A 12,269-nucleotide genomic window follows, 5' to 3' on the forward strand; every position below is an offset into this window, starting at 1 on the left:
CTTTAAAGTCACCGCAGAAATTTAATTAAGAAATTTCCTCCTTTCTGGCCATAATCTATCTAATTTTCTCTGATTCTGCTTTCATTCTGGCAATCCGTTGTTCCAATTCTTCCGAACTCATATTTTCTCTCAAACTATCCACTTTAATTGGGAAAGATAGTGGAGTGAAACCCTCAGGATTTGTAATTATAATTGCTCCATTTTGAATTCTTTCCAAAGCTGCTGCCAATCTGGGTTCTTCTAACTGCTGGTAAAAAACTTCATCATACGCTTGGCGCAAAAGTAAATTATGTTTATCGTAATCGCTAAAAACATTAAAAAACAAACCAGCCGATGACTGCAAATGTTTATTCGCTACATACTTACCCGGATAACCTTGAAAAACCAAACCAGAAATGCAGGCAATATCACGAAATTTTCGTCTTGCCATTTCGGTTGAATTGATACTCAGTGTAATATCTTCAGTTAAGTTTTTTGGCGAGAAAACCTCATACGCAATAGATTCATCCATCGGGATTTCAATATCGCTCAAAAGTTCAAAACCGTAATCATTCATTGCAATAGAAAAACTAATTGGTAATAATTTGCTCAAGCGATAAGCCACTAAAGCAGCTAAAACTTCATGTACTAATCTTCCCTCAAACGGATAAGCAAAAAGATGAAAACCCTCTTTGTTATTAATCAACTCAATGAGTAATTCATCATTTCTTGGTACATGAGAACGCTTTTCTTGTAATAAGAATAGTGGATAAACCACATCCAATTCTTCATCCTGATGAGTTTTATCTAAAGCTTCGTTATATTTTTTTCTCAACACAGAACCTAAATTTGATGATAATGGTAATCTTCCTCCATTCCAACTTGGCGAAATGGCATTTTTCTGCTTGCTGTTTCGCACAATAACAGTCATGTCTTTTACATGCACAAATTCCAAAACCCGACCAGCCAAACGGAAATTATCGCCTGTTTTTAATCGGGTTACAAAATATTCTTCAACCATACCAATATAACCTCCTGAAAGAAATTTAACTTTCAGCATGGCATCACTCACAATGGTGCCTATATGCAAACGATGGCGCATAGCGAGCTGGCGGCTTTTTACTTTCCAAAGTCCATCTTCATCTCTGGTTACCTTTTTAAACTCAGTATAAGCACTTAAGCTATCGCCACCCGACGTTATAAATTGCATTACCCAAGTCCATTCTTCGGGTAAAATGAGTTTAAATGCATGGGTATTTTTAATCTCTTCGTAAATAATTTTATCATCAAAACCATCGCCAATGGCAAGTGTTACTAGATATTGCACCAACGTATCGAAAACCATAATAAATGGCTCTCTGCTTTCAATATTATTCGTTTTAGCAGCTTCTTTAATTGCAGCAGCTTCAACTAATTCTAAGGCATGAGTAGGTAGGAAGTAGATTTTAGAAACCTCATGTGGCGAGTGTCCTGATCGACCCGCACGTTGCAAAAACCGGGCAACACCTTTTGGTGAACCCACTTGCACAACAGTATCAACGGGTTTAAAATCGACACCCAAATCTAAAGAAGAAGTCGCAATAACAGCTTTTAATTGTCCAGTATGCAAAGCATCTTCAATCCAGTTTCGTAATTCAAAATCTATCGAACCGTGATGGATGGCAATTCTTCCTGCTAATTCCGGCTCCAAATTCAACAAATGCTGGTACCACATTTCTGATTGGCCACGGGTATTGATGAAAATTAATGTGGTTTTACTTTTCTCAATAATCGGTAAAAGTTTATAAGCCAATTTTAATCCCAAATGACCAGCCCAAGGCAAGGTTTCAATATCATCAGGTAAAATAGATTTAATAAGAATTTTCTTTTCTAAATCTGCTTTAACGATAATTCTTTTCGCTGTTTCATCGGGTTCTAAAACATCTAAAGCCTCATCGATATTACCAATGGTTGCCGAAATGCCCCAAACTCTTAAGAATTGGTTTTTCTCTAGTTTTTGTAAACCTTTAATTCTCGATACAGCAAGTTCAACTAAAACGCCACGTTTACTGCCCAAAAGTTCGTGCCATTCATCGGCTACGATACATTTTAAGTTTTTAAACAAAGTTGATGACCCTTTTTGAGCCAAAAGTAAGTGTAGGCTTTCGGGCGTAATCAATAAAATTTCGGGCATCGATTTCTTTTGTTGCACTTTTTCTGCCTGAGAAGTATCCCCATTTCTAACACCAACATGCCAATCCAATTCCAGTTCTAATAAAGTTTCTCGCATCGCTCTAGCCAAATCTTTTGCTAATGAACGCAATGGTGTAATCCAAATAAGTTGTAGGCGGTCTTTCGCTTTTTTGTTGCTTGCTTCCGATGCATTTAAAGCCTCGATTACAACCGCAAGAAATAGTGAAAACGTTTTACCGAAACCTGTAGGTGCATTAACCAAACCACTATAACCACTGAGATAATATTGCCAGGCATCTTCCTGAAATTGAAAAGGCTTGCGCTTGTTGGCTTTCAGCCACGATTTTATCTTCTTATAACCCTTGGTTTTGGTTTGGTTCATGTGTAATTTTCCTGTTCTTAAATCTATTATTTTTTTGAAAAGCAGTTGCAGTAATTCTTCGGTTAAATCAGTCCCGCCATTCGTTGCAATCTTTTATTGTAAAAGTTACCAACTCTAAATAACCATTAGCTCAGGAGAGTTAGTAACTTTAATAACAATAAAAGATTGCAACGAATGGCGGGTTTAGGATAGTAAGGTAAACCTAAGTAAAATAAACCTGACAGGAGCGAGCACGAATCCCGATTTAAGCATCTGCCTTTATTTTTTTATAGGTATGCTTGCTTGTTGCACAGGTTTTCATCGGGAGAGTAAAGCGAATGGCAGGGCTTTCGTAACCGATAAACACAGAACCTTGCTTTTCTAATCGTTAATAAAGGTTGAGGCAAGCAGTTGTCTTAAATCTTCTAAAGTATTAATTTCTGCAGCTTTTTTATCTTTCCGCCAACGCAAAATACGTGGGAAACGCAGTGCTAAACCTGCTTTATGGCGTTTACTTTCGGCAATGCCCTCAAAAGCAATTTCAAAAACCAATTCGGGTTTTACGGTTCGCACCGGACCAAATTTTTCAATCGCATTTTTAGTAACAAATGAGTTTACTTCCTTAATTTCTTTATCCGTTAAGCCTGAATAAGCTTTTGCAATCGTTACTAAATTTTCTCCATCACGAACAGCAAATGTATAATCTGTAAAAAAATTCGCTCTTCTACCACTGCCTTTTTGGGCGTAAATCATCACAGCATCAACCGTATAAGGATTTATTTTCCATTTCCACCAATCGCCACGTTTTCGACCGCTATGGTAATGAGAACTTAGTTTTTTGAGCATAATACCTTCGCTGTTTATAGAGCGAGAAGTTTGCCTTAACTCCGCAAGTTCTTCCCAGGTTTTGCAATTGATAACAGGAGAAAGAATAACAGCACTTTCCTCTAAACTGCCAATTAATTGCTGTAAAACTTTACGTCTTTCGCTCAATGGTTGTTCGCGAAAATCTTCAGTTTCAAATTCCAAAATATCATAAACGAAAAAGCCAATTGGTGCATCTTCAAGTTGTTTTTTATTTATCGTTTTGCGGTTTAAGCGTTGTTGCAAGGTGCTGAAAGATAATACTTTCTTATCTTGAACGGCTAGAATTTCTCCATCTATGACCACGCCATCAGGCAAAACATCAATTAGAAAATGTAACTCTGGAAATTGTTCAGTTACCAATTCTTCGCCACGGCTCCAGATAAAAAGTTCGCCATTGCGTTTTACAATTTGTCCACGAATGCCATCCCATTTCCATTCTGCCTGCCATTCAGAAATATCGCCCAGTTTTTCGGGTTCTTGCTCCAAAGCGTAAGCCAAACAAAAAGGATAAGGCCAGGAGTTATCGGTATTTACATGTACGCCATTGATAAGTTCGTGGAAAGTAATTTCATAAGGATTCCACTTGCCCATAATGCTATGCATAATTTGAGCGCTATCCAAACTACTCTGCTTAGCCAAAGCATTTACCAACATTTTATTGGAAACACCAATTCTAAAATTCCCAGAAATGAGCTTGTTGAAGATGAATCGTTCTTGAGTTTCTAAATGATTCCAGGCATTTAAAATAAAATCTTTTTTTGTTTCGTCACTTTTTCCTTCTAAATCATGCAAATCTTCAATCCATTTATGCAGTTGAAAATCAGAAGTATTTTCGGCCGGTGGCAGGAGCAGGGCAATGGTTTCGCTTAAATCGCCAACGTTTGAATAACTTTCAGAAAATAGCCATTCTGGCGTTTGGGTAATATCAATAGCCCAATATTTAAGTAAAGCTGATTTAATTGGTCGTTTAGGTTTCTTGCCCGTAAATAAGGCAATTACCCAAACTTTATCTTTATCATCGGCATAATTAAAATAATCTACCAATGCGGCAATTTTGTCGTTGGTTTTATTGCTCTGTTCGAGCTTTTGTATCAGTCTTGCGAAACTTTTCATTCTGATTTTTGATCAATGTTTTCAGAATTTTGTTTCTCTACGTCTGCTAAATCAACCTTATTTTCTTCATCGTCTTCCTGCCCGAATTTGGTCATCACTTCCTCCGATTCTATACCGCTATCATTTAAAAAACGACTAAAAGCCGCAGTAAAACCATGTGTTACATACACTTTTTCTGCTCCTGTTGCTGTAATTGCATCCATTAATCCAGGCCAATCTGCATGGTCGCTTAACGCAAAACCAGCATCTGCACTTTGCCAGCGGCGGTGTGCCCTTACCTGCATCCAGCCCGAGCAAATGCCCGTTACGGGGTGCGATAAGTTTTTAATCCAACGGCTATCTCTCATCGCTGGTGGAACAATTACAATTCCTTTTTGTAACTCATCTTTAGTTGTTTCCGGCGTAATTCTAATGGTTTCTGGTAAATTAACACCAGCATTGATAATCACTTCGTTTAAGTTGGCAATGCTATTATGAACGTAAATAGGAACATCGCCAGCAAGGTTTTTAATTAAACGTTGCGCTTTACCTAAACTATAAGCAATTAAAACGCTGGTTTTTTGGTTTTGAATGTTATCATCTACCCAATTTTTAATTCCGTTGAAAACGATTTCTTGCTTTTGCCATTTATAAACAGGTAAACCGAATGTACTTTCTGATACAAACGAATGGCATTTAACCGGTTCAAATACATCACTAATGCCATCATCTTCTGTTTTGTAATCACCAGATATAACACAAACTTCACCTTTATATTCCAGGCGAACCTGTGCCGAACCAATAATATGTCCTGCTGGATAAAAGGAAATATTTACTCCATTTCGAACAATACTTTCGCCATAAGCTAGTGTTTCTACATTTAAATCTTCGCTAATGCGACGTTTAATTATGGGTTTAGTAAGCGTGTGACACAAATAATACTTATTACCAAAGCGTACATGGTCGCTATGGCCATGCGTTGTTACAGCATAATCTACAGGCCACCAGGGGTCTACATAAAAATCGCCTTGCTTGCAATAAATACCTCTTTTGGTAAATTCGATTAATGCCATATCTACTAAACAATAAACAGTAACATTAGTTTTGTATTAATATCTGCTAATTAGCAGATAAATTAAAATATCTGGTAAATAGCAGATAAACTGAAATATCTGGTAAATAGCAGATATTTTATTATGAAGTTTGATTAATTAATTCGATATTGTATTATGATTTGTATTATAACAGGCGATATTATAGGCTCTAGAAAGATTAAAGACAGCTGGTTATTAAGCTTAAAAAAGGCTTTAAAAGTAATTTCGGGGCAGAATGATAAGTGGGAAATTTTTCGAGGCGATAGTTTTCAAATAGAAGTTGAACCAGAAAATGCCATTAGAACTGCGGCCTATTTAAAGGCCTGTATAAGAATAAATAAACCTGCAGACGTAAGAATGGGCATTGGTATGGGGCAGGTAAAAATAAAACGCAAAAAGCTTTCTGAATCCAGCGGAGATGCTTTTATTAATTCTGGAGCTGCTTTTGATGGCTTAAAACAAGCTAAAGTTAATCTAGCCATTAAAACTGATTATCCGGAATTTGATGAAGAAATAAATGTTTTAATTAAATTGAGCTTAATTGCAATGAACAGTTGGGGAGTAGTAGCAGCTGAAATGGTAAAACTCGCTTTAGAAAATGAAAATGTATTACAAAGTGAATTAGCTTTGCTTTCTGGCAGAACACAGCCATTAGTAAGTGCTGCTTTAAAACGGGCCAATTACTCAGAGATTATGGAAGTAGATAGACTGTATCGTAAAAAATTGAATCAAATTCTTTCTAAATAATGGATATCTATTTAATCAAACTCATTCTTGCTCATTTAATTGGAGATTTCTTTTTGCAACCAAATTCTTGGGTAAAAGATAAAGAGCGAAAGAAACTTAAATCGGGTAAATTGTATATGCATATTGCAGTACACGTTGCATTAATATTCCTGGTATTTTTAAGTTTTGGTGTTTGGAAAATAGCTTTATCAATAGGGGTATTACATTTTATTATTGATGCTGGAAAATCATTATTTCAAACCAAAAAGAATGCTCGTTTATTATTTTTTATCGACCAGATATTTCACGTTTCTTCAATTGTTTTAGTTTGGCATTTTTTTTATAAAGGTTATTTAGATATCAGCTTTGTAAACGATATTAAAACCTGGGTTTTAATTGCTGGCATACTGTTTTTAACGATGCCTACATCTATTATTATGAAAGTAATTATTGCGAAATGGTTGCCTGAAAGTGATGATGACAGTCCAAAATCGTTGCAAAATGCCGGAAAGTACATTGGAATTTTAGAAAGGACTTTAATTTTTGTTTTTATTATTACCAATCATTTTGAAGCTGTAGGTTTTTTATTGGCTGCAAAATCTATTTTTCGCTTTGGCGATTTAAAAGAGGCACACGATTTAAAACTAACTGAATACGTTCTGATTGGAACTTTGTTGAGTTTTGGGATTGCTATTGTTGTTGCGTTGGGAGTGGTTGGGTGGGTAAGTTAATAGGTTTTATTTGTCCTGGCCCGACGGGCTTTTTCAGAGTAACAGAAATAAAGGAGAGTCTAAGCAATATGCTAAGCTAACTTTAATGGAAGTACAATTTTTGCCTTTCAAACCCGATTGCAATGGTAATACTTTTTGTTGCATAAACTTAAATTTTTATGCTGCCATCTACAAAAAGATTTAAATAAAAAGCGGGGCTATCGAAACCGATTCCCCGCTGAAACTGCTTTACAAAATATACCTTATCTTGCTCCCGGAGGGCAATTCTCTTTTAAAAATTTTGTATAGGTAAGCGATAAATGCTCGCTAGTTCCTTCGCCTTCAGAGATACTGTGGGTGCGATTTGGATAGCTCATTAGTTGGAAAACCTTTTTGTTTTTGATTAATTCGTTAATCAGCATTTCGGCATTTTGATAGTGAACATTATCATCGCCAGTACCGTGAATGTACAATAAATTGCCTTTTAAGTTTTTAGCATAGGTAACTGGAGAGCCTTTTACATACGCTTCTTTACTTGGGAAAGGAGTTCCCATATAGCGCTCTTGATAAACATTATCGTAGGTTAACTGGTTACCAACCGCTGCAATAGCTATACCTGTTTTGTAAATTTCGGGGTATTGGAACATTAAATTAAGCGTAGATGAGCCACCGCCACTCCAGCCCCAAACTGCAACTCGGTCTTTATCCATAAATGAATTTGTTGCCAATAATTTTTTAGCAGCCATAGCTTGGTCACGGATGTTAATTACGCCAATGTTTTTATAAATGCTTTTGCGCCAGGCAGCACCTTTAGGAACTGGTGCACCACGATTATCCATTGATATATAGATGTATTCATCTTTCGCCATATCGCCTGCGTATAACCTATTTCTACCTGCACCATAGGTATCTGCTGCTGTTTGCGAAGCTGGTTCACCATAAACATAAAATACTACGGGGTATTTTTTATTAGGATTGAAATTATCTGGTTTTTTCATCCAGCCATCCAATTCAATACCATCTTCGGTGGTTACTTTAAAGAATTCTACTTTATTTTTCGGTGATTCTTGTTTGGATAACTGCGTGGTTATACTACCATCCATAGTGAAAGGATTTCCAGTAGTGAAATTCATCCATTCGGTGATGGGTCTTACTACTGAACTATTATAAGTGTGACGGGCAAAGGCTGCATTAGGTGAAATATCATAGCTATGAGTTCCTGATAAAATTGATGGTGTAACCATTTCTAATTTACCTTTTCCATCTAACTTTGTTTTATACAGATATTTTTGGGTAGCGTTAGTTGGCGATGCCATAAAGTAAACGTAATTGTTTTTTTCATCAATTAAGTTTACACTAATTACATCATAGTTTCCTTTTGTAATCAAGGTTTGTTTTTTGCCATCTCGGCTGATTCTGTAAAAATGATCCCACCCATCTTTATCAGATATAATTGTAAATTCTTTATTATCGTTTAACCAGGTCCAATCGTTTTGTGGGTCAATCCAGGCTTTATCTTTCTCAGTATAAACCGCTTTAGCTGTACCAGATATAGCATCACAAATGAATACTATACTTTCATTTTGCTCGCGATTTAATTGTTGCAAAATGATTTCGTTGCTGTTTGGAACCCATTGCATACGAGGGATATAGTGTTGAATGTTATCACCAGGCACATTTAACCAATTGGTTTTTGCAGTTTCTATATCAACCACGCCGACTTTACAAGCTGAAGGGTTTTCGCCAACTTTAGGGTACTCAACCGGAATGGTATAAGGATAAATGGAATCGGTATTATTAATCATCAAAAAGTTTTTGATTTTGGTGGCATCAATTTGCCAGTAAGCAATGTTTTTGCTATCTGGGCTCCATCTAAAACCATCGCGACAATTAAATTCTTCTTCGTAAACCCAATCGAAAGTTCCATTAATCATTCGGTCTGTTCCATCAGTTGTTAAGGCTTTAGAATCTGTTCCGTCATTGTTTTCTACATATAAATTGTGTTTGCTTACGTAGGCTACTTTGTTTCCATCAGGAGATATTTTAGCAAACATTAAAGATGATGCTGTTTTATCTTTTCCAATTTGAGCGATTTTATTTGTTGTTAAATCTACCAACCAATAATCGCCCCGTGTATCGTAACGCCAAACTTTTTTACTGTTTGTGTAGATTAATGCTTTTTTACCATCGGCAGAAAATTCAAAACTTCTCACAGCTATAGCATCAGATTTTCCTGATGGGGTTAATAAAGCTCTGGAAATAATGGTTTTTTTATCGCTTTTTGGTAATGTAACGGAAATGATTTCACCACCTGCAATTTGGTAGTAAGAATTTCCATCTTTTGCCCAGTTTATACCTTGAGCCTGTACACAAAACACTGCAAATAAAGCTATGCAAGTGATAGATAGTTTAAATAATAAGTTTTTAATCATAAAAAATAAGTTATAAAAAAAGCCTTTTAACTTTTCGGCTAATTTAAATAAAAGCCGACAGTTAAAAAGCCTTGTAATTGATTGATTGTAGCTAATTATTCGCCACCACCTTGTTGTTGTAATGCTTTCATTTCAGCATAAGTAATTTCGTCGTATCCGGTTGGAATTTTAGTTACAGAAAGTTCTCCAACTTTGCCTTCAGTTAATGATTTTAAGGTAATTGTAGCCATCGAAGTATCAACCATAACAATAAAACCTTTAACCTCTTTAAAATCGGCAGTTGCAATGTTAGTTGGTGCATCTACATCTGTAGTTGCCCAAAGTTCGCCTGTACCACCTTTATCATCTTTAAAAGTATATTTCTCTGCATTATAACCAGCAATAGTTTTCTTTTCGCCAGTTGCTTTAAAATCTGAATACTTTGGTTTTGCAGCATTCGATTCATCCATATCTGCTTTTGTCATTTTTGATGCTAACTGTTTTTGAGCAACAGGAATATCAACCAAAAGCAAACCAGTTTGAGTTTTACTATCTAAAAAAACGCCAACAGAAGCTGGTCCCATATCTAATTCTAGTTTAGATATATCACCATTGAATTTAACTTTTTGTTCTTCTGGGGCGCCTGGAGCACTAATTTTGTACTTTATTCCATAAACTATTGTACCTTCGGTAACTTTTTTTTGTGCATGAGCAATAATTGCCGTGCTTACCAGAATTAAAGCGACTACGCTTGTTTTGATTGATTTTAACATGTTTTTATTTCAGTTTAGTATTTTACCAGTTAATTTTTTCTTTATTTAAAAATGAGGCTATACCTCTTTTAAAATCTGCGCTCTCCCTAACACGGGCATTAATTTGAACTGCAGTTTCTAACATTTTCTCTAATAGTGGATTTGTAGTTTGGCTAATTAATTGTTTTGTAATCATTAATGAATTGCCCGAACTTTCTTTACACAAACTTAATGCAAATTCTTTAACCTTTAGATTAATTTCTGACGAATTTGTTACAAAATTTATCAATTTATACAGTAATGCTTGTTCTGCAGTGCAAGTTTTTCCAGTGAGTAGAATCTCTTTAGCTACAGTTTCATTAACCTTTTGCATTAAAAAGCAGGAAACAATTGCAGGTACAAAACCAATTTTTACTTCAGTATAACCAAAATTACTTTCTGGTGTAGCGAAAACAATATCGCAAATGGTTGCTAAGCCACAACCACCAGCAATTGCGTGACCTTCAACCTGTGCAATTACAATTTTTGGTAGATAATAAATTGTTGTAAATAACCTTTTTAAATTATTAGAATCGGTAACGTTTTCTTCGAAAGTATTATTCTGTAATTGCTGAAGATATTCTAAATCTGCACCCGCACTAAATGTGCCACCATTGGCTTTTAAAACCACAACTTTTACTAAATCATCTTCTTCTGCCTGAATAAAAGCATCAGTTAAGTCTTTAATCAAATCTGGATTTAGAGCATTTCGTTTATCAGGGCGATTAATGGTTATAGTGGCAATTCTATCTTCCACACCATATAAAACCAGGTTATCCATATTATTTAGTTAGCTGAACCAAATATGCAGGATTTTTCTTTAAAATATGAGGCGTTGCCTTTATATTTTCTGCAAAAGTTTTAAATGCTTCGATTTTGTAATCCCTATTTGTAGCATCAATAATAATATTTTTATATTTAATTTCTTTTGGAAGTTTTTCTAATTTAAATTTTATATTCCCTGTAATCCAGATGCTTGAAAAGCTACCTTGAGTTTGTAAATTCTTATAATTCAATGATTCATCCAATAGCAACATCCTATAATCATCGAAAATGATTTGTTTATCTTTAAGAATAAAGTTTTTCAGAGTTGTATCTCTCTTTAAACTGATAAAATTGATTTCATTAATTTGAGATTGCTCCAAAGAAGGTTTAATAAAGAACTGAAAATTCTTGTCATCTTCATGCAAATCGGTTATTAGAATTGCTTTTCTACCTTGGATAAAGGCCCCTGCATAGTTTTTTCTTAAAGTGAAAAAAATAATTTTCTTTTGGTTTATGGCTTTGTAATCATCATAAGCTATCATTGACTGATAGAAGATGAATATTAAAAGTGATATTAGGATTAGCAGCTTATTGTATTTGGCTAATGCATAAACAAAAAATCCGAGCGCTAAACTTAGTAGAATTAGCTCGGGCAAATTTATCCAAACCGATGATAAAGTAGAGTAGGGCAAATCGGCAATCCATTTTAAAATTTGGTTTGTTGATACAATTACCCACTCAAAAACTGGTGATAATTTATCTACAAAAGGAATAAGAATAGCTATTCCTAAAATCATGATAATGATTAATGGGATTGAAATAAACAGATTACCAAGTAAAAAATAAACAGGAAATTGATGAAAATAATAAATACAAAGCGGAAAAGTAACAAGTTGTGCCGATAAAGAAAGTGCAATTAATTCCCACACTTTATTGATCCATTTATTTTTAACATAAAGCCACTTATAAATTTTAGGTTGAAGATAAATTAATCCGAAAACTGAAATATAGGAGAGTTGAAAACCGACATCCCAAATGAGAAATGGATTGTAAATTAATTGACAAAAAGCAGCAAAAGCAAGGGTATTGTATCCATTTTTATTTTTAGCGAATGTTTTAGCTGCGATAAAAATAGTAATCATAATAGCCGAGCGAACAACCGACGGCGATAAACCTGTAATTAAAGCGTAAATCCACAGGGTCAACGCACTTAAATTTGGTTAAACACTTGCAATAGATACTGATTGTCCCATCCAGCCTTGAGTCTTTTAGTTACTAGAGAGCCCTTGGATGGATCTTTT

At 35.1% G+C, this 12,269-nt stretch carries 9 protein-coding genes; 2 read left to right on the top strand and 7 right to left on the bottom strand.

Annotation, left to right across the window (positions count from 1 at the left end; genetic code table 11):
- Positions 1 to 55: 55 nt before the first annotated feature.
- The 3 genes from ACFOUY_RS03200 to ACFOUY_RS03210 form a co-directional block, all read right to left on the bottom strand.
- Positions 56 to 2,533, bottom strand: a complete 2,478-nt coding sequence (locus ACFOUY_RS03200) for a ligase-associated DNA damage response DEXH box helicase (RefSeq protein WP_378959014.1) — start codon at positions 2,531 to 2,533, stop codon at positions 56 to 58.
- Positions 2,534 to 2,893: 360 nt separating this feature from the next.
- Positions 2,894 to 4,492 carry an ATP-dependent DNA ligase gene (locus ACFOUY_RS03205; RefSeq protein ID WP_378959015.1) on the bottom strand — a complete coding sequence of 533 codons (1,599 nt, stop codon included), beginning with the start codon at positions 4,490 to 4,492 and terminating at the stop codon, positions 2,894 to 2,896.
- Positions 4,489 to 5,544 carry a ligase-associated DNA damage response exonuclease gene (locus ACFOUY_RS03210; RefSeq protein WP_378959016.1) on the bottom strand — a complete coding sequence of 352 codons (1,056 nt, stop codon included), beginning with the start codon at positions 5,542 to 5,544 and terminating at the stop codon, positions 4,489 to 4,491. The genes ACFOUY_RS03205 and ACFOUY_RS03210 overlap by 4 nt, the downstream gene beginning before the upstream one ends.
- Before the next feature lie 156 nt (positions 5,545 to 5,700).
- On the opposite strand from ACFOUY_RS03210, the gene ACFOUY_RS03215 reads away from it, so the two are divergent.
- Both ACFOUY_RS03215 and ACFOUY_RS03220 read left to right on the top strand, forming a co-directional pair.
- Positions 5,701 to 6,312 carry a SatD family protein gene (locus tag ACFOUY_RS03215; RefSeq protein WP_378959017.1) on the top strand — a complete coding sequence of 204 codons (612 nt, stop codon included), beginning with the start codon at positions 5,701 to 5,703 and terminating at the stop codon, positions 6,310 to 6,312.
- Positions 6,312 to 7,022, top strand: coding sequence for a DUF3307 domain-containing protein (locus ACFOUY_RS03220; protein ID WP_378959018.1), 711 nt, complete (start codon positions 6,312 to 6,314; stop codon positions 7,020 to 7,022). Before ACFOUY_RS03215 ends, ACFOUY_RS03220 begins: the two co-directional genes overlap by 1 nt.
- Positions 7,023 to 7,264: 242 nt before the next feature.
- Here ACFOUY_RS03220 and ACFOUY_RS03225 read toward each other — a convergent pair whose 3' ends face one another.
- The 4 genes from ACFOUY_RS03225 to ACFOUY_RS03240 all read right to left on the bottom strand — a co-directional run bounded on the left by ACFOUY_RS03225 (position 7,265) and on the right by ACFOUY_RS03240 (position 12,173).
- On the bottom strand, positions 7,265 to 9,433 hold the full coding sequence (locus tag ACFOUY_RS03225) for a S9 family peptidase (RefSeq protein WP_378959019.1): 2,169 nt from the start codon (positions 9,431 to 9,433) through the stop codon (positions 7,265 to 7,267).
- Positions 9,434 to 9,528: 95 nt separating this feature from the next.
- Positions 9,529 to 10,185 (bottom strand): DUF4412 domain-containing protein, encoded by a 657-nt coding sequence (locus ACFOUY_RS03230; protein ID WP_378959020.1) that lies wholly within the window; start codon positions 10,183 to 10,185, stop codon positions 9,529 to 9,531.
- A 22-nt stretch (positions 10,186 to 10,207) separates the two neighbouring features.
- The gene (locus tag ACFOUY_RS03235; RefSeq protein WP_378959021.1) at positions 10,208 to 10,984 is read right to left on the bottom strand and encodes an enoyl-CoA hydratase/isomerase family protein; all 777 of its coding nucleotides are present in this window, start codon (positions 10,982 to 10,984) and stop codon (positions 10,208 to 10,210) included.
- A gap of 1 nt (position 10,985) precedes the next feature.
- A complete protein-coding gene (locus ACFOUY_RS03240; RefSeq protein ID WP_378959022.1) occupies positions 10,986 to 12,173 on the bottom strand; it encodes a ComEC/Rec2 family competence protein in 1,188 nt (395 codons plus the stop codon).
- Positions 12,174 to 12,269: the final 96 nt, after the last annotated feature.

The sequence above is a fragment of the Pedobacter jamesrossensis genome (assembly GCF_042650905.1).
GTDB lineage: Bacteria > Bacteroidota > Bacteroidia > Sphingobacteriales > Sphingobacteriaceae > Pedobacter > Pedobacter jamesrossensis.

What these genes read in the sequence shown, in the direction of transcription:
- ACFOUY_RS03230 (WP_378959020.1), bottom strand. Translation starts at nt 10,185, where the DNA reads ATGTTAAAATCAATCAAAACAAGCGTAGTCGCTTTAATTCTGGTAAGC.
- ACFOUY_RS03210 (WP_378959016.1), bottom strand. Translation starts at nt 5,544, where the DNA reads ATGGCATTAATCGAATTTACCAAAAGAGGTATTTATTGCAAGCAAGGC.
- ACFOUY_RS03215 (WP_378959017.1), top strand. Translation starts at nt 5,701, where the DNA reads ATGATTTGTATTATAACAGGCGATATTATAGGCTCTAGAAAGATTAAA.
- ACFOUY_RS03225 (WP_378959019.1), bottom strand. Translation starts at nt 9,433, where the DNA reads ATGATTAAAAACTTATTATTTAAACTATCTATCACTTGCATAGCTTTA.
- ACFOUY_RS03200 (WP_378959014.1), bottom strand. Translation starts at nt 2,533, where the DNA reads ATGAACCAAACCAAAACCAAGGGTTATAAGAAGATAAAATCGTGGCTG.
- ACFOUY_RS03235 (WP_378959021.1), bottom strand. Translation starts at nt 10,984, where the DNA reads ATGGATAACCTGGTTTTATATGGTGTGGAAGATAGAATTGCCACTATA.
- ACFOUY_RS03205 (WP_378959015.1), bottom strand. Translation starts at nt 4,492, where the DNA reads ATGAAAAGTTTCGCAAGACTGATACAAAAGCTCGAACAGAGCAATAAA.
- ACFOUY_RS03220 (WP_378959018.1), top strand. Translation starts at nt 6,312, where the DNA reads ATGGATATCTATTTAATCAAACTCATTCTTGCTCATTTAATTGGAGAT.